Source organism: Novosphingobium sp. FW305-C-30-35, from assembly GCF_058783135.1.
The window spans coordinates 2,482,676-2,498,480 of sequence record NZ_JBYSYJ010000001.1 but is presented as its reverse complement, the minus strand read 5'-3'; the positions used below and the strand labels follow the sequence as shown (position 1 = coordinate 2,498,480).

The 15,805-nt window shown below is 62.3% G+C and carries 20 protein-coding genes; 9 read left to right on the top strand and 11 right to left on the bottom strand.

From position 1 onward, the window contains the following. Positions 1 to 28 precede the first annotated feature (28 nt). The 10 genes from AC3WLM_RS12350 to coxB all read right to left on the bottom strand — a co-directional run bounded on the left by AC3WLM_RS12350 (position 29) and on the right by coxB (position 8,848). A complete protein-coding gene (locus tag AC3WLM_RS12350; protein ID WP_039332903.1) occupies positions 29 to 913 on the bottom strand; it encodes a class I SAM-dependent methyltransferase in 885 nt (294 codons plus the stop codon). Beyond that, a complete protein-coding gene (gene thrC, locus AC3WLM_RS12345) occupies positions 906 to 2,312 on the bottom strand; it encodes a threonine synthase (RefSeq protein ID WP_492477504.1) in 1,407 nt (468 codons plus the stop codon). Before thrC ends, AC3WLM_RS12350 begins: the two co-directional genes overlap by 8 nt. Positions 2,313 to 2,371: 59 nt before the next feature. Next, on the bottom strand, positions 2,372 to 2,965 hold the full coding sequence (locus AC3WLM_RS12340; protein ID WP_492477503.1) for an SURF1 family protein: 594 nt from the start codon (positions 2,963 to 2,965) through the stop codon (positions 2,372 to 2,374). Further along, positions 2,965 to 3,336 carry a DUF983 domain-containing protein gene (locus AC3WLM_RS12335; RefSeq protein WP_492477502.1) on the bottom strand — a complete coding sequence of 124 codons (372 nt, stop codon included), beginning with the start codon at positions 3,334 to 3,336 and terminating at the stop codon, positions 2,965 to 2,967. The genes AC3WLM_RS12340 and AC3WLM_RS12335 overlap by 1 nt, the downstream gene beginning before the upstream one ends. After that, positions 3,336 to 4,157 (bottom strand): cytochrome c oxidase subunit 3, encoded by an 822-nt coding sequence (locus AC3WLM_RS12330; RefSeq protein WP_427464115.1) that lies wholly within the window; start codon positions 4,155 to 4,157, stop codon positions 3,336 to 3,338. The genes AC3WLM_RS12335 and AC3WLM_RS12330 overlap by 1 nt, the downstream gene beginning before the upstream one ends. Positions 4,158 to 4,239: 82 nt before the next feature. Further along, positions 4,240 to 4,881 carry a cytochrome c oxidase assembly protein gene (locus tag AC3WLM_RS12325; RefSeq protein ID WP_427464113.1) on the bottom strand — a complete coding sequence of 214 codons (642 nt, stop codon included), beginning with the start codon at positions 4,879 to 4,881 and terminating at the stop codon, positions 4,240 to 4,242. A 1-nt stretch (position 4,882) separates the two neighbouring features. Beyond that, positions 4,883 to 5,047: a cytochrome c oxidase system small membrane protein gene (locus AC3WLM_RS12320; RefSeq protein WP_492477501.1), complete on the bottom strand. Its 165-nt coding sequence runs from the start codon at positions 5,045 to 5,047 to the stop codon at positions 4,883 to 4,885. Next, on the bottom strand, positions 5,047 to 5,973 hold the full coding sequence (locus AC3WLM_RS12315) for a heme o synthase (RefSeq protein WP_039332654.1): 927 nt from the start codon (positions 5,971 to 5,973) through the stop codon (positions 5,047 to 5,049). The genes AC3WLM_RS12320 and AC3WLM_RS12315 overlap by 1 nt, the downstream gene beginning before the upstream one ends. A gap of 154 nt (positions 5,974 to 6,127) precedes the next feature. Then, the gene (ctaD, locus tag AC3WLM_RS12310; RefSeq protein ID WP_039332652.1) at positions 6,128 to 7,819 is read right to left on the bottom strand and encodes a cytochrome c oxidase subunit I; all 1,692 of its coding nucleotides are present in this window, start codon (positions 7,817 to 7,819) and stop codon (positions 6,128 to 6,130) included. Between the two features lie 30 nt (positions 7,820 to 7,849). Then, on the bottom strand, positions 7,850 to 8,848 hold the full coding sequence (gene coxB / locus AC3WLM_RS12305) for a cytochrome c oxidase subunit II (RefSeq protein ID WP_492477500.1): 999 nt from the start codon (positions 8,846 to 8,848) through the stop codon (positions 7,850 to 7,852). A 269-nt stretch (positions 8,849 to 9,117) separates the two neighbouring features. Here coxB and pyrE point away from each other — a divergent pair, with 269 nt between their 5' ends. From pyrE to AC3WLM_RS12260, 9 genes are all read left to right on the top strand, one after another. After that, positions 9,118 to 9,702 (top strand): orotate phosphoribosyltransferase, encoded by a 585-nt coding sequence (gene pyrE, locus AC3WLM_RS12300; protein WP_193827767.1) that lies wholly within the window; start codon positions 9,118 to 9,120, stop codon positions 9,700 to 9,702. Continuing rightward, positions 9,699 to 10,442, top strand: a complete 744-nt coding sequence (locus AC3WLM_RS12295; protein ID WP_039332650.1) for a pyridoxine 5'-phosphate synthase — start codon at positions 9,699 to 9,701, stop codon at positions 10,440 to 10,442. Before pyrE ends, AC3WLM_RS12295 begins: the two co-directional genes overlap by 4 nt. Before the next feature lie 10 nt (positions 10,443 to 10,452). After that, positions 10,453 to 10,872 (top strand): holo-ACP synthase, encoded by a 420-nt coding sequence (gene acpS, locus AC3WLM_RS12290; protein ID WP_492477499.1) that lies wholly within the window; start codon positions 10,453 to 10,455, stop codon positions 10,870 to 10,872. Then, positions 10,869 to 11,780, top strand: coding sequence for a signal peptidase I (gene lepB, locus AC3WLM_RS12285; protein ID WP_492477498.1), 912 nt, complete (start codon positions 10,869 to 10,871; stop codon positions 11,778 to 11,780). The genes acpS and lepB overlap by 4 nt, the downstream gene beginning before the upstream one ends. Before the next feature lie 110 nt (positions 11,781 to 11,890). After that, a complete protein-coding gene (locus tag AC3WLM_RS12280) occupies positions 11,891 to 12,847 on the top strand; it encodes an AI-2E family transporter (protein ID WP_370584347.1) in 957 nt (318 codons plus the stop codon). A gap of 29 nt (positions 12,848 to 12,876) precedes the next feature. Then, on the top strand, positions 12,877 to 14,007 hold the full coding sequence (locus AC3WLM_RS12275) for a DUF3089 domain-containing protein (RefSeq protein ID WP_492477497.1): 1,131 nt from the start codon (positions 12,877 to 12,879) through the stop codon (positions 14,005 to 14,007). A 20-nt stretch (positions 14,008 to 14,027) separates the two neighbouring features. After that, entirely contained in the window at positions 14,028 to 14,471 is a 444-nt protein-coding gene (ruvX, locus tag AC3WLM_RS12270) for a Holliday junction resolvase RuvX (protein ID WP_492477496.1), read from the top strand. A 104-nt stretch (positions 14,472 to 14,575) separates the two neighbouring features. After that, positions 14,576 to 15,028: a PaaI family thioesterase gene (locus AC3WLM_RS12265; RefSeq protein ID WP_039332642.1), complete on the top strand. Its 453-nt coding sequence runs from the start codon at positions 14,576 to 14,578 to the stop codon at positions 15,026 to 15,028. Between the two features lie 50 nt (positions 15,029 to 15,078). Beyond that, positions 15,079 to 15,441 carry a PaaI family thioesterase gene (locus AC3WLM_RS12260; protein ID WP_052242158.1) on the top strand — a complete coding sequence of 121 codons (363 nt, stop codon included), beginning with the start codon at positions 15,079 to 15,081 and terminating at the stop codon, positions 15,439 to 15,441. On the opposite strand, the gene AC3WLM_RS12255 is transcribed toward AC3WLM_RS12260, so the two are convergent. After that, a complete protein-coding gene (locus tag AC3WLM_RS12255) occupies positions 15,438 to 15,803 on the bottom strand; it encodes a DUF2794 domain-containing protein (protein ID WP_230487778.1) in 366 nt (121 codons plus the stop codon). The genes AC3WLM_RS12260 and AC3WLM_RS12255 overlap by 4 nt on opposite strands. Positions 15,804 to 15,805: the final 2 nt, after the last annotated feature.

Below are 15,805 nucleotides of genomic sequence, written 5' to 3'. Positions count from 1 at the left end.
ACGTCAAGTCCATCGCACCGGGTGGGATTCAGCTTTTCCAGCGGGCGAAGATGGCCGTGGGCAAGTGACGTCCGCCCCCACCCTGTTCGCGGATGCAGAGGTCGCCGTGCTCGATCGTGCCGGGCAGGTCCTTCAGGGCCTCTGCCAGAAGCCCGGCAATGGCGAGGGAGGACATACGGACAGCATAGACGGTGAGGAACAGGAAGCGGCTGTCGGCGTCAAGCAGTTGCGCGCAATCGGCAATCAGGCCGGGAAGGCTCTCCTCAAGACGCCAGACTTCGCCATCAGGGCCACGGCCGAACTTCGGTGGATCGAGGATGATGCCATCGTAGCGGCGACCGCGGCGGACTTCGCGGGCGGTGAACTTGGCAGCGTCATCAATGATCCAGCGGACCGGGCGTTCGGCCATGCCTGACAATTGTGCATTGGCGCGGGCCTGGGCGACAGACTTCTTCGAGGCGTCGACGTGGGTGACCGGACCGTAATCGGACAGCGCCAGCGTGCCGACGCCGGTGTAGCCGAACAGGTTCAAAGTCTGCGCGTCAGGCTTGCCGGCAAGACGCTCGCCCATCCAGTCCCACACCGGAGCCATGTCCGGGAAGAAGCCGAGGTGCCGGAACGGGGTGCAGGAGGCGGTGAAGCGGACGTCGTTCCAGCCAAGCTCCCAGCCCTCGCGCGGGACCGGGCGATCGAACTGCCAGCGACCGCCACCGTCCTCGTCGGAACCTGGGACGAACTCGGCGTCGGCGCTCCAGTCCGAAGTGCGCGGTGTCCACATCGCCTGCGGTTCAGGGCGGATGAACCGGTGCGGGCCGTATTGCTCCAGCTTCCGACCGTGGCCGGAATCGAGCAGGGCGAAGTCCGCCCAGCCCTCGCCGACCATCAACTTCGGCTGGAGATCGAGATCAGCCATGCTTGAGCGTGGCGCGCTCGGCGACGTAGGCGGCGACAGCATCATACTCGCCGGGAAGGCGATCATAGCGCTCCTCGCGCTCGAACAGGTCACCTACGCGCGAAGGCAGGCCCGGGCGGACGCCGGTGGCGCGCTCTACCGCGTCGACGAACTTGGCGGGATGGGCAGTGGCGAGCGTGACGATCGGCACGCCCGCGGGGATACCTTCTGCAACGCGAGCGGCGTGGAGGCCGATTGCCGTGTGGGGATCGAGCACTTCGCCGCAAGCCTCATAGGCCCAGCGCATGGCATTGGCCATCTGCCCGGCATCGGCGCGCTCGGAGGTGAACAATTCAGCTGCCGATTCGCGCTGCGCGTTGGTCAGCTGCATCGCCCTGGTCGCCTCGAAGTGCTTCATCTGCGCGGCAAGCGCAGAGCCGTCTCGGCCGCAGCCGTCGAACAGCAGGCGTTCGAAGTTCGAGGACACCTGGATGTCCATCGATGGCGCAGCCGTTGGCGTGACGGTGCTGGCGGAATAGTCGCCGCTGGACAGCGCGCGGTGGAGGATGTCGTTGACGTTGGTTGCAACGATGAGGCGCTCGATCGGCAGGCCCATCTTGGCCGCGACGTATCCTGCAAAGACATCGCCGAAGTTGCCCGTCGGAACCGAGAACGCAACCTTGCGCTGTGGTGCGCCAAGCTGGAGCGCGGCGTAGAAGTAGTAGACTACCTGCGCCATCAACCGTGCCCAGTTGATCGAGTTCACCGCTGCGATGCCGAAGCGGCTGGTCATTGCGGCATCGTTGAACATGCGCTTCACCATCGCCTGAGCGTCGTCGAAGCTGCCGTCGATGGCGATGTTGTGGACGTTGGGCGCGATGACCGTGGTCATCTGGCGACGCTGCACGTCGGACACGCGGCCATGTGGATGGAGCATGAAAATGTCCACCTTGGCACGGCCGGCAACAGCGTCGATCGCGGCCGAGCCGGTATCGCCCGAAGTCGCGCCGACGATGGTTATGTGATCATCGCCGCGCGCAAGGAACTCCTCGAACAGCAGGCCGAGCAGCTGCAGCGCGACGTCCTTGAACGCCAGCGTAGGCCCGTGGAACAGTTCGAGCACCCACTGCGTCTCGTCTAGTTGCTTGAGCGGCACGACGGAAGCGTGAGCAAAGCGGCCATAGGCCTGCTCGCACAGTTCGAGCAGGCGCTCAGGCGTCAGGCAATCGCCGACAAAGGGCTGCATGATCGTCTGCGCCAGCTTCGCGTAGGGCAAACCGGCCATGGCGGCGATCTCGTCCGCGCTGAACTGCGGCCATGCCTCGGGCACGTAGAGGCCGCCATCCGAGGCGAGGCCTGCGAGCGTGACGCCCTGGAAATCGAGCGAGGGTGCCTGCCCCCGGGTGCTGACGTACTTCATGGGTTTGCGCGGTTAGCGACCATGGCCGCAAAGGGCAAGGATTCTGGCGCCCCGTGCTTTCAAGACGGTGAGCCCCGCTCCCGCCAACGCTTGCGCAGGGCGAGGGCATAAATGACCAGTGCAACACCGGCGAAGAAGAACCATTGCACCGCATAGGCAAGGTGGTTGTTGGGAATGTCGCTGGGGTTGGGCTTCGCACTGGCCTCGAAGCCGGAAACCGCGGGGTCGGCTATCAGGCGGGCGTTTCCATCCATGTAGGGCGCAATCAAACCACTGACCTCTCCGCCTTCCCACTCGGGATGCTGGGGGCCTTGGGTCCAGCCCGCCTGGACATACGCTGTCTTGTTCCCATCAATCCCGCAGAGCACGACATGGACGTAACCTGCCTGACCGTTGCCGTTGCGGCCGGAGATGGAATTCCAAGCCGAGGTGAAGCGGCAATTCACGCTCGACCGGCGGAACAGAACGGCTTCAGTCTGCTGCGGATCGGCCGAAGGGAACGGCACTGCCGCCGCATTTGCCATGGCCGCCACGTAATGCGCCATGAGGTTCTGCTTCCACTGCAGCCGTTCAAGCTGCCAGACCCCTAGCCCGATCATGGTCAGGATAGCAGCAATCACGATCACGGTAGAGACGATCGGCACGCGCCGCATCAAAGAAGACCTTCCTTTTCGAGTCGCGCCATCAGCACGGTTGCCTTGGCGTAGCGCAGGGCGACGGTCACGACGGCCGGGACGAGCGTTCCCCACAGGCCAATCAGCGCCCAGATCGGCAACTGGACAATATCGTCCAGCTTGAGCGCAGCAAGGACCAGCAGGATCGTGATGGGGAGGACCACGAGATACATTCCCCGCCCTCGCGGCTCATGGCGTTCGAATTCCAGCCCGCATGAAGCGCACCGTTCCGCCAGAGCCCCGAGCCCAGCCCACAGCCCTTTCGCGCCACAGCGTGGGCATAAACCGAAAAGGGCAGCCTGGGTGATCCCCGGCTGCCCCTTCGAGTTCTGGCTTTTGCCTTCGGGCATCAGTGGGTGGGATAACCCCAGCTGCCCCAGACGTAGATCGCCACGAACAAGAACAGCCAAACCACGTCAACGAAGTGCCAATACCACGCAGCCGCTTCGAAGCCGAAGTGCTGGCGCGGGGTGAAATGGCCCTTGTACGCACGAATGAGGCACACGATCAGGAAGATCGTGCCAACGATCACGTGGAAGCCGTGGAACCCGGTCGCCATGTAGAACGACGAACCGAAAGTGTTGGTGCCGAAGGCGAACGGTGCACCAGCGTATTCATAAGCCTGGATGCCCGAGAAAAGCAGACCGAGCAGGATCGTCGCCCAAAGGCCCTTCTTGAGACCTTCGCGATCACCATGGATCAGAGCGTGGTGCGCCCAGGTAAGCGTGGTGCCCGAGCAGAGCAGAATCAGGGTGTTGAGCAACGGCAGGTCAAAGGGATCCATCACCGCTTCGATCGCCTTGGGTGGCCACTGGCCACCAACCACTTCGGCCAATTCCGAGGGGAAAAGCGAAAAGTCGAAGAACGCCCAGAACCAGCCGACGAAGAACATCACTTCGGAAGCGATGAAAAGAATCATGCCGTAGCGCTGATGGAGCTGAACGACCGGAGTATGGTCGCCCGCATGCGCTTCCTTGATGATCTTGCCGAACCACGAGAAGAACGTGATGATGACGCCGAGCAGGCCAAGCAGCATGACGGCAGTGCCGCCAGCCATCTTGTGCATATAGAGCACGCCACCGCTGGTCATGGTCAGGGCCGAGATGGCACCGACGAAGGGCCACACGTCGGGCGGAAGGATATGATAATCGTGGTTCTTTGCGCCGGCCATGATCGCCTCAATTCCCCCAGTCAAATCTGGTCGTAATGGCTTGCCCGCAGCAGGACGCTACAGGAGCAGTTCATCTGGGCCTTTATCGCCGTGCTTGCGCGCGGTCCAGAGGCTTTTCTGTCAATGAGGCAAGTGGCTTGTTCGCAGCGGAATTGCCCGCCTGCGCCGCACTTTCGGGAGTCTCGTTGAACGTGTAGCTCAACGTGATCTCCTCGATGTTGCTGGCGCCGGGATCGTCGAGAATCGCGGGATCGACATAGTAGATCACCGGCATGCGCACATCCTGGCCGGGCATCAGCTTCTGTTCGGTGAAGCAGAAGCACTGGATCTTGTTGAAGTACTTGCCAGCCTGCTCGGGTGAGACGTTGAAGATCGCGGTCCCGGTGATCGGGCGGTCCGAGAGGTTCTTGGCCTCGAACGTTGCAATCTTGCGTTCGCCGATGCGGAGATCTTGCGTCACCTGCTGCGGCTTGAACATCCACGGCATGCCCGGCGCGGTGTTGGCATCGAAGCGGACGCGGATCATCCTGGCGGCGACCTTTACGCCGGCCAGTTTCTCCGAATCCGCGCGCTGCGTGGTGCCACCGTAACCGGTCACCTGACAGAACAAGCGGTAAAGCGGAACCGAAGCATACCCCAATCCAAGCATGGCAAGGGCTGCACCCGCAGCCATCAGGCCCACGTTGCGGTTCTTGCGCGGGTCGGGCAGGACTGCGCCGGCCATGTCAGTGGTTCACTTGTGCAGCGATCTTCACGATCGAGATCGCGAAGAACAGCACGGCAAGCGAACCGAGCACGATGCCGAGGACGTTGTTGCGGCTGCGCTGACGCGCGCGATAGAGCGTGGTCTCTTCCTTGCCGAGGTGCGTATTCTGCTTGGGGTCGTTCATCATTGCCAGCCTTGCACTGTGGCAAGCCGGTCCCCCGCCAGCATGCCGAAAAGGACGAAGAGATAGAGTACCGAATAGGCGAAGAGGCGCTTTTCAGGCTTCATCTTGTCATCGGGCTCCGAACTGCGCAGTCCCACTTGAATCGAGAGCGCCACGAAGATCACCCCCAGCACCAGCGCGGAAACACCGTAGACCCAGCCGGTTCCGCCGATCCACCACGGCGCGAGCGTGACGGGCAGAAGCAGCAATGCGTAGATCAGAATCTGACGGCGCGTGGACTTCTCGCCTGCAACGACCGGCATCATCGGAATACCGACCTTGGCGTAATCGATCTGCACGAACAGGGCGAGTGCCCAGAAGTGAGGCGGCGTCCACATGAAGATGATCAGGAACAGCAGAACAGGCATCAGCGTGATGTTGCCCGTCACCGCTACCCAGCCGATCAACGGCGGGAACGCCCCTGCCCCGCCACCGATCACGATGTTCTGCGGCGTCCGAGGCTTGAGCCAGACGGTGTAGATCCAGGCGTAGTAGAAGATCGAGAAGGCGAGGATGGCTGCCGCAAGCCAGTTCACGCCCAGCCCCATGATCACCACGGACGCTCCCGACAGCGCAAAACCGAAGTCACGCGCCGAGGTCGGGTCCATGCGGCCTGACGGCAGCGGCCGCTTTGACGTGCGCTTCATGCCTGCGTCGATATCGGCTTCCCACCACATGTTGAGCGCCGCAGCGCCGCCAGCACCGACGGCGATGCACAGGATGGCAGTGAAGGCGAGGATCGGGTGAATCTGGCCGGGCGCGGCTAGAAGGCCGCACAGGCCGCTGAAGATGACCAGCGTCATCACGCGCGGCTTGGTCAGCGCGAAGAAATCGCGCCACTCCGCGGGCAGGGCTACGGTCGAGCCGAGGGGTGTTGCAGAATCCATGATTGGCCGCGCCTATACGCGCACCTGACGTTCATGGAAAGCGAAACGGGACGAGGCGTTCGGGCAGGTTTGTTGTGCTTGGTCCGGACAGGAAAAGGGCCCCCGGATCGCTCCGGAGGCCCTTTCTGTTTCAGCCCTTGGGCCGACGATAAGCTCAGTGTGCGTGAGCGGCGTCGTCGATCACCGGCAGGGTTTCGAACTGGTGGAACGGCGGGGGCGAGGACAGAGTCCACTCCAGCGTCGTCGCACCTTCACCCCAGTAGTTGGCTTCAGCCTTCTTGCCGGCAAGGAATGCGTAGAGGATGTTGATGAAGAAGATCACGATGGAGACGGCCATGATGACGTACCCGATCGAAGCGATCTTGTTCCAGTATGAGTAGGCCAGAGCGTAGTCCGGATAACGACGCGGCATGCCCTGAACCCCGAGGAAGTGCATCGGGAAGAAGATCAGGTTCACGCCGACGAAGAACACCCAGAACTGAAGGTGGCTCAGGAACTCGGAGTGCATGCGGCCGCTCATCTTCGGGAACCAGTAGTAGAACCCGGCGAAGAGCGAGGTCACGGCACCCAGCGACAGCACGTAGTGGAAGTGTGCGACCACGTAGTAAGTGTCGTGCAGATTGTCGTCCACGCCGCCGTTGGCCAGCACGACGCCGGTGACACCACCCACGGTGAACAGGAAGATGAAGCCCAGCGCCCAGACCATCGGGGACTTGAACTCGAGGCTGCCGCCCCACATCGTCGCGATCCACGAGAAGATCTTGATGCCGGTCGGCACTGCAATGACCATGGTCGCGGCGGTGAAGTACATCTTCGTGTTCACGTCGAGGCCGGTGGTGTACATGTGGTGCGCCCACACGATGAAGCCGACGACGCCGATCGCAACCATGGCGTAGGCCATGCCCAGGTAGCCGAACACCGGCTTCTTCGAGAAGGTCGAGATGATCTGGCTGATGATGCCGAAGCCTGGCAGAATCATGATGTACACTTCGGGGTGGCCGAAGAACCAGAACAGGTGCTGGTAGAGAACCGGATCACCACCGCCGGCAGGATCGAAGAAGGTCGTGCCGAAGTTGCGATCGGTCAGCAGCATGGTGATGGCGGCGGCCAGAACCGGCAGCGCCAGCAGCAGCAGGAACGCGGTGACCAGCACGGACCACACGAACAGCGGCATCTTGTGCAGGGTCATGCCCGGCGCACGCATGTTGAAGATCGTGGTGATGAAGTTGATCGCGCCGAGGATCGAACCCGCGCCTGAAAGGTGCAGCGAGAAGATCGCGAAATCGACGGCCGGTCCGACCGAACCTGAGGTGGACAGCGGTGCATAGACCGTCCAGCCCGTGCCGGCACCGATGCCCGTGCCGCCCGGCATGAATGCCGAGAACATGAGCGAGCAGAAACCGACGAAAGTCAGCCAGAACGACACGTTGTTCATGCGCGGGAAGGCCATGTCCGGCGCACCGATCATGATCGGAACGAACCAGTTGCCAAAGCCGCCGATGATTGCCGGCATGACCATGAAGAACACCATGATCAGACCGTGGGCGGTGATCAGCACGTTCCACATGTGGAGCGTGGCGTTGAAATCAGCCGCGTTGCCTCCAAGGAACTCGGTCCACCACCCAAGGTACTGAATACCAGGCGCAGCGAGTTCGGCACGCATGATGCCGGATACGGCACCACCGATAACCCCCGCGAAGATTGCGAAGATCAGGTAGAGCGTGCCGATGTCCTTGTGATTGGTAGACATGAACCAGCGGGCGAAAAACCCTGGCTTGTGGTCATGATCGTGGTCGTGCGCATCGTGATGCGCATCGAAACCTTCGTTTGCTGGAATGGTGGCCATCTCGGTCAAACCTTGTGCATGAACATCGCGTCAGGCGGCAGGAGCGGCTGGAGCCGCACCAACGGTGCCGCCAGGCTGGGTCTTCACCCAAGCCTCGAACTTGTCGCGCGGCAGGGCTTCCACCGCGATCGGCATATAGCCGTGGCGGGCGCCGCACAGCTCGGAGCACTGGCCGTAATAAACGCCCGGCTCCTTGATGAAGAGTACCTTCTCGTTGATGCGGCCCGGCACGGCGTCGAGCTTGAACCACAGCGACGGTACGGCAAAGGCGTGGATCACGTCCGAACCGATGGTCTGGATGCGGATCGGCTCACCCGCCGGAACGACCATGCGGTTATCCACCGCCAGGTGCGCAGGCTCGCCCGCCTTGAGAGCATCTTCTTCCGACAGCATGTTCGAAATGACTTCGAAACCTCCGTTGTCAGGATAAGTGTAGCCCCAGTACCACTGATAGCCGGTGACCTTGACGGTCAGCGCGCCCTTAGGGGCGGGATCGTACTGGTGAGCAAGAAGGCGGATCGACGGAACCGCGATCACGACCAGGATGAGAACCGGAACCAGCGTCCAGATCACTTCGATCAGCGTGTTGTGGCTGGTCTTCGAAGCGACCGGGTTGGCGCGCTTGTTGAACTTGGCCATGACGACCAGCAACAGCACCAGCACGAGGATAGAGATAGCAACGATGATCGGCATGAGGATCACGTCGTGCATCCAGAGGCCTTCCTCGCCGATCGGCGAATACTGGTCCTGGAAGGTCCATCCCTTGTCGACCGGCTGGCCCTTGCCGGCAGTCGGCTTCATGGGAGTGTAGTAGCCCTTGTCAACCGGTGCGGCTTCGGCGGCAACTGCAGGTGCAGCCGAGTCGCTGGCGGCCGCAGCCGGCGCAGCGGCAACCGGAGCTGCAGCTTCGGCTGCAACCGGCGCAGCAGGTGCTGCAGCCATGACCTGGGTCCCGAAAGTCAGCGCGGCAGCGACGCCAAAGGTCCGGAAAGCTTTGCCCATGGAACGGGCGGTATCGGCAAGACTCATCGTCAAAGTTTCCGCTTTTTCCCTGTTTGCGCGCTTGTTGCGCTGCATCAAGGAGGCACTTGCGCACCTCCTCTAAGTCCCTCGATTGGAGCGGCCTATACGCGTAGCTGTCCCAAGCCTCAAGCGGCAGAACGCATATTTTTCATGGGGCTCTCATGGCCATTCGGGCAATGCCGAAACAGTGCGTCATAACGCTGTTCGAAAAGGGTTGCTCCCGGCGCAGGCAGGGGCCATTTGCGGGGCGTTGCGGCAATATTCCAGGCAGACCGATGCTCGAAGACGACATCCTTTCCGAATTCCGTGCCAGCCAGGCGTTGCTCGAGGGGCACTTCCTGCTCTCCTCAGGGCGTCACAGCGCGCACTACCTGCAATGCGCCCGAGTCCTGATGGACCCGATGCGCGCCTCGCGTCTAGCTGCAGCAACCGCTCAGAAGATTCCGCGCGAATTGCGCCAGCAGATCCAGAAGGTGGTTTCGCCAGCCATGGGCGGCGTAATCATCGGGCATGAAATGGGACGCGCACTGGGTGTCGAGGCTATGTTCGTCGAGCGTCCGACCGGGACGTTCGAGTTGCGCCGTGGCTTCTCGCTCAATCAGGGTGAGAAGGTGCTGATGGTCGAGGACGTGGTGACGACCGGCCTTTCCAGCCGCGAGGCCATCAAGGCCATCGAGGAAGCCGGCGGCCAGGTCATCGCGGCGGCGGCGCTCGTCGACCGATCGGCCGGTAGCGTCGACCTCGGCGTTCCGTTCTTCCCGCTCGTCGCGCTGAACTTTCCGACTTATGCGCCCGATGAACTGCCGCCCGAACTGGCCGCGACCGAAGCGGTCAAGCCGGGCAGCCGGGCCAAGCCGTGAGCAGCGTTCTGACACCGGGCCGCCTCCGCCTGGGCGTGAACATCGATCACGTCGCAACGATCCGCAATGCTCGAGGCGGAGACCATCCGGATCCGGTTCGCGCAGCCGAGATCGTTGCCAGCGTGGGCGGCGATGGGATCACTGCACACTTGCGCGAAGATCGCCGGCACATCCGCGACGAGGACCTCGCCCGCATTCAGGCAGCCACCAACCTGCCGCTCAACCTCGAGATGGCCGCGACCGACGAGATGCTCGAGATCGCTCTGCGCCATAAGCCGCACGCTGCCTGCATCGTCCCGGAGCGGCGCGAGGAGCGGACGACCGAGGGCGGGCTTGATGCCGCCGGCCAGCACAACCGGCTTGCCCCGATCGTGGCACGCCTTTCGGATGCCGGAATCAGGGTAAGCCTGTTCATCGCACCCGAGGCCCGCCAGATCGAGGCGGCAATGAAGCTCGGCGCACCGGTGGTTGAACTGCATACCGGTGAATACGCGCATGCTGAAGGCGACGCGCGCGCAATCGAATTGAAGCGTATTGCCGATATGGCTGCGCTCGCAGCACGGAACGGGATCGAGCCGCATGCGGGACATGGCCTGACTTACGAGAACGTCCAGCCGATCGCAGCGATTCCGCAGCTGGCCGAACTGAACATCGGCCACTACCTCATAGGGGAAGCTATCTTTGTCGGGCTCGAGGCAGCGGTGCGCCGCATGCGCGACCTGATGGACGAAGCACGGTAACGGCCGAAGCATGATCATCGGCATGGGCTCGGACCTCTGTAACATCGAGCGGATCCGGAACTCGATCGATCGTTTCGGCGACCGCTTCATTGATCGCGTGTTCACCGAAGTCGAGAAGGCCAAGGCCGCACGCCGCCCCCTCACCATAGCTGGCACGCTGGCCAAGCGCTTTGCCGCCAAGGAGGCGTTTTCCAAGGCCGTCGGGACCGGATTCAAGGCCGGTGTGTTCATGAAGGACATCGGAGTCGTCAACGCGAAGTCGGGAGCGCCGACGCTTGCCTTGACAGGGGGGGCTGCAGCTCGCCTTGCCGCGATAACCCCCGATGGTTACGAGGCGATTGTTCACCTGACCTTGACCGACGACCACCCGTGGGCTCAGGCCTTCGTTGTCATCGAGGCCCGCCCCCTGGCAGAAAAGTCCGCACTTTGACCGCCGAAACCCCAGCCCAGCCGCAGCAAGAGCTTTCACCTCCCCCGCCACCGCCCGGTGGCGTGGATTGGTGGGCAGAGATCCGCGGTCTTTTCCTGATGCTGCTGGCGGTCGTGACGTTTCACAGCCTGATTGCCAAACCCTTCTACATTCCCTCGATCTCGATGATGCCGAACCTCTTGGTGGGCGACCGGTTGATCGTTGCCAAATACCCCTACGGCTGGTCCTGGGTTTCGGCATCCTTCCACATCCTGCCTCGCGGGTCGGAGCGCTTGCTGCCCAAGACCCCGGAATATGGCGACATCGTGATTGCCGTGCCGCCGGACAGGGATGAGGACTACATCAAGCGGGTCGTCGCTCTTCCCGGGGACCGGATCGCGGTCATCCACGGACAGATCATCCTGAACGGAAAACTCGTCCCGCAACAAGCCGAGCCGCCAGTGCAGATCCCTGCCGACCCCCAGCTTTCGTGCGACGGTGCCCCCTGTTACGACATGTTCGAGCGATACCGGACGCGTCTGGATGATGGCCGAGAAGTCTTCGAGCTGCCGGCCTTCAGGGAGACACTCCCCAACGGGGCCAGCTATGTGATCATCGACCACATGGACCAGGTGCTGGATAACTACCAGGAAACGCTGGTTCCGCCGGGACATGTCTTCCTGATGGGGGACAACCGCGACCATTCGGCCGATAGTCGGGCTTTGATCGAGGAACGTGGCCTTGGTGGACCGGTGCCACTGGCCAACGTTGGCGGCCGGGCCGAGTTCGTCACTTTTTCGCTCGATGGCAGCGAAAGCTGGAACCCGTGGACCTGGTGGACCGCCTTGCGCAAAGATCGCGCCTGGACCAGACTGCGCCCGGAAATCCGCCAGCAATCCTTGGTGACGGACGGTCCAGACAAGCGGTGAAGCAAATGGATGAATGCGAACCCACCGCAACGGCCGGTCCGACCGATATAACCGACAATCTGGTGCGCAGAGAGGCAAAGAAGGCCGCAGTCTGGTTGGGAATCGCCGGGTTGTTCGCGCTGGCGGTGCTGCTGGCGCAGCCAATCATGGTCATCATCGGCGGCATTGTCTTTGCGGCCATGATCGATGGCGGCCAGCGGCTCATCGCGAGGGTCCTGCCGCAGATTCCCCGCAGCTTGAGGATCGTCATCGTCCTGGTTGGCACGCTGGCATTCCTGGTGTGGGTGGTGATCTTTGCTGGCGGGCAGATCGCAGCGCAGGCAGCCGAACTGCCCCAGGTCATCCAGACGCAGCTCACCAGGTTGAGCGCCTGGGCGGAAGGGCACGGCGTGAACGTGCAGAATCTGGATCTCCAGAACATCGCGGGTCAGGTTCTAGGCAGCGTCGGACAGGTCACGCGGGCGCTTGGAGGCGTACTGAACGGATTCACCACCGCCTTTCTGATCCTCATTCTTTCGATCTACTTCGTTCTCGAGCCGGACCTCTACCGCCGGGGCGTTGCTTGGATGCTGCCGGAAGACAGCCGCGAGCATTGGGAAACGACCGCTCTGCGCATGGGCAAATCGCTGCGCATGCTGCTGTTCGGCCGCCTCCTCGGAATGACAGTGGAAGGCGTGGCCACCTGGGCCCTGCTCGCGTGGTGGGGTGTGCCGATGGCTGCATTGCTTGGTCTGCTGACCGGGCTGTTAGCATTTCTGCCCAACATCGGCGCGCCAATTTCCGGAGCCCTGATGATCATGGTCGGCTTTTCCGGCGGCACCGAAATGGGACTATTCTGCATCGCGGTCTACATCGTGGTGCAGACGGTGGACGGGAATGTGATCGTGCCAATGGTTGCCAGGAGGACAGTCGATCTTGCACCCGCGCTCGTGCTCGGCGCACAGTTGATGTTCGGGCTGCTGTTCGGAATTCTCGGCCTTATGCTGGCGGATCCAATCGTCGCCATGATGAAGATCATGCTCGAACGCCAGGCTGAACGCAACTCTGCAAACCGGGTCGATAGCTGAATCTGGCCCCTCGAGATTTGAGACGAAGAATGGTCCGCAAGTTCCTGTATCTCATGGCTCTCCTCATCGTGATGGTGATTGCTGCGGTCTTCGCGCTGAGCATCTGGCAGAACGAGCTGACCCGCTTCGCATTTGTTCCGCGCGTATCGTACGGCAGGCTCGAGCCTCTTCCGGCCGATGCCTATTCCGGAAACAAGATGTGGTTCGCGCGGCCGGGGATGCAGAACGACCCGGCGCAGTGGGTCCCGACAGGCGTGGACAATAGCGGAGCAAAGGGGCCTGCTGCGGTTTTCTTCATTCACCCTACGAGCTATCTTGCTCGCGAGAACTGGAATGGACCCCTGGACGACGCTGACAGCAATCGGCGCGCAACCTTTTTCGTGCAAGGCATGGCATCGGCCTTCAACCAGCAGTCACAAGTCTGGGTTCCACGCTACCGTCAGGCCGCTTTCGGCGCTTTTCTCACCGACAAGGCCGAAGGGGAGATGGCGCTTGAATCTGCGTACGCCGATGTGCGCCAGGCTTTCGATGCGTTCCTGGCGAACGTGCCCGCCGACAAGCCGATCGTGCTGGCGGGTCACAGCCAGGGCGCCCTTCACCTCTTGCACCTGCTCAAGGATCGGGTTGCGGACACAACGCTCGCGTCGCGGATAGTCGCGGCCTATCCGATCGGCTGGCCGATATCGGTTGAGCATGATCTGCCACAGATGGAACTTCCGGCCTGCGCTTCGGCCGAGGCGGCAGGATGCGTGATGACCTGGGCCAGTTTTGCCGAGCCTGCCGATCCCGAGCTAGTACTGGAAGCCTACCGCACGCGGCCTGCCCTGGATGGCAAGCAGAAGGACGCGCGCCCCGTACTATGCACGAACCCGCTGACCGGTAGCGTGGGCGGCTCCGCCCCGGCTGCCGCCAATCTGGGCACGTTGAAGCCGAGTGAGCATCTCGATTCCGGAGAACTGATCCCGAAGGCCGTGCCTGCGCGTTGCGATGCCAAGACCGGCTTGTTGATGATCGGGGATGCGCCCGATCTCGGGCCCTTCGTTCTTCCGGGAAACAACTATCACGTTTACGACATACCGTTGTTCTGGGCGAACCTGCGCGCCGATGTAGCTCGGCGGGCGGCGGCATGGGAAAAGCTGCACGGGCGTGCGGCCAAGTGATCACCCAGTCGGCCCTTTGCATGCGCGACGAGTTGCCCGAAGGCGGGGTGCTGATGGGGCTGGATACTGGCACCAAGACCATCGGCATTGCCCTGTGCGACCGAGACTGGCGCTTCGCCACGGCAGGCAAGACACTTCAGCGCGGCAAATTCACCGCTGACAAGGCAAAGCTGCAGGCGCTGATCGAGGAACGCGGTGTCATAGGGCTCGTGATTGGTCTGCCGCTCAATATGGACGGATCGGAAAGCCCGAGGTCGCAGGGCGCCAGGGCTATCGCTCGCAACCTCGAGGATCTTGGGCTGCCGATCCTCCTTTGGGACGAGCGGTGGACTACGCAGGCCGCCGAACGGGCGATGATCGAGCAGGACTTCAGCCGGGCCAAGCGGGCAGAACGCATCGATTCACACGCCGCTGCCCTGATCCTGCAAGGCGCCATCGACGCACTGGCCGGAAGCGCATTTTAATCGCCCGCTTAATACGCTTGTAATCGCACCATAGCTGCGGCAGGGAAACAGTCATGGATACAACGCCCGAACCCGCCGGAGGAAGGCCCGCGATCCCGCCGGGCATGGATTTCAACCCGAAGCAGTTCGGCAAATTCATGATGCGCCACGGGCACACCGGCTTCATAGGCATGCAGTATCGCACTCATGGCGATAACTGGGTCGAGCTTGGCCTGCCTTGGCGCGAGGACTTGGTCGGCGATCGCGAGACGGGCGTACTCGCTTCCGGCCCGATAATCAGTTTGCTGGACAATGCCACGTCGATGTCCGTCTGGGCACTGCGCGGCGGCTTTCGCCCGCAAGTGACGTTGGACCTGCGTGTCGACTATGTTCGCGCCGCAACGCCAGGCAAAACGATTATTGCCTGGGCAGAGTGCTACCAGTTGAAGAAGTCGATGGCGTTCGTCCGGGGCATTGCCCACGACGGCGACATCACTGATCCCGTAGCGCACGCCGCCGGCATCTTCATCCAGGTCCAAGCAGACGGTTGGGCGCGTTCACCAGGAGAAGCGAAGTGAGCGAAGCTGGCGTTCTCTTGTCGGAAAAGTTGCCGCCCTATGCGCGATCAATGGGCATGCGAATCGCTGGCATGCTGGACGACGCCCCGCTTCTGGCAATGGATTTTTCCGATCGAGCCATGGGTCGGCCTGGATTCCTTCACGGCGGCGCTATCGCAGGCATGATGGAAATCGCCGCGATCATGGCCCTTCACGCCCATCTCGGCGAGGAGGACGCGAGGATGCGAATCAAGCCAGTGAACATCTCCGTCGAGTACCTGCGAGGCGGCGTGACGGTGGAAACCTTCGCGCGCGGCGAGGTTATCCGCGCAGGAAGGCGCATTGCCAACGTGCGCGCAGAAGCTTGGCAGTCTGATCGCGACAAACCGCTGGCAAGCTGCTGGATGAATTTCCTGATCAAGCCGAAGAGCTAATCCTCCACGACCTTCATCAAACGGCGCTCGAGCGGCGACAGAACACCCGCCAAGTCATGGCCGCGCTTCAGGACTTGCCCGGCTTCTCCGAACAGTGCCCACATGCCCTGCTTGCTGCGCAGCGAGGGCCGTTTTTCAATCCTTGCCGTGGGGCGTTCCGCGGTTCGCTTGAACGCTGCGAAGACAGCAGCATCCTTGCCAAAGTCCATTGCATAATCGCGCCACAGGCCGGCTGCGACCATGCGACCGTAGAGATCGAGGATCTTCAGCAGCTCTGGCCGTTCGAAGCCGACCTGCTGGATCGCACGCGCGTTCGGGAATGGGACGACGGTGCCGGACGTCCCGGCATCAGGGCCGGTCACGC

Coding starts and splice junctions, on each gene's coding strand:
- AC3WLM_RS12350 (WP_039332903.1), bottom strand. CDS start 913: ATGGCTGATCTCGATCTCCAGCCGAAGTTGATGGTCGGCGAGGGCTGG.
- thrC (WP_492477504.1), bottom strand. CDS start 2,312: ATGAAGTACGTCAGCACCCGGGGGCAGGCACCCTCGCTCGATTTCCAG.
- AC3WLM_RS12340 (WP_492477503.1), bottom strand. CDS start 2,965: ATGCGGCGCGTGCCGATCGTCTCTACCGTGATCGTGATTGCTGCTATC.
- AC3WLM_RS12335 (WP_492477502.1), bottom strand. CDS start 3,336: ATGCCCGAAGGCAAAAGCCAGAACTCGAAGGGGCAGCCGGGGATCACC.
- AC3WLM_RS12330 (WP_427464115.1), bottom strand. CDS start 4,157: ATGGCCGGCGCAAAGAACCACGATTATCATATCCTTCCGCCCGACGTG.
- AC3WLM_RS12325 (WP_427464113.1), bottom strand. CDS start 4,881: ATGGCCGGCGCAGTCCTGCCCGACCCGCGCAAGAACCGCAACGTGGGC.
- AC3WLM_RS12320 (WP_492477501.1), bottom strand. CDS start 5,047: ATGAACGACCCCAAGCAGAATACGCACCTCGGCAAGGAAGAGACCACG.
- AC3WLM_RS12315 (WP_039332654.1), bottom strand. CDS start 5,973: ATGGATTCTGCAACACCCCTCGGCTCGACCGTAGCCCTGCCCGCGGAG.
- ctaD (WP_039332652.1), bottom strand. CDS start 7,819: ATGGCCACCATTCCAGCAAACGAAGGTTTCGATGCGCATCACGATGCG.
- coxB (WP_492477500.1), bottom strand. CDS start 8,848: ATGAGTCTTGCCGATACCGCCCGTTCCATGGGCAAAGCTTTCCGGACC.
- pyrE (WP_193827767.1), top strand. CDS start 9,118: ATGCTCGAAGACGACATCCTTTCCGAATTCCGTGCCAGCCAGGCGTTG.
- acpS (WP_492477499.1), top strand. CDS start 10,453: ATGATCATCGGCATGGGCTCGGACCTCTGTAACATCGAGCGGATCCGG.
- AC3WLM_RS12275 (WP_492477497.1), top strand. CDS start 12,877: ATGGTCCGCAAGTTCCTGTATCTCATGGCTCTCCTCATCGTGATGGTG.
- ruvX (WP_492477496.1), top strand. CDS start 14,028: ATGCGCGACGAGTTGCCCGAAGGCGGGGTGCTGATGGGGCTGGATACT.
- AC3WLM_RS12265 (WP_039332642.1), top strand. CDS start 14,576: ATGGATTTCAACCCGAAGCAGTTCGGCAAATTCATGATGCGCCACGGG.
- AC3WLM_RS12260 (WP_052242158.1), top strand. CDS start 15,079: ATGGGCATGCGAATCGCTGGCATGCTGGACGACGCCCCGCTTCTGGCA.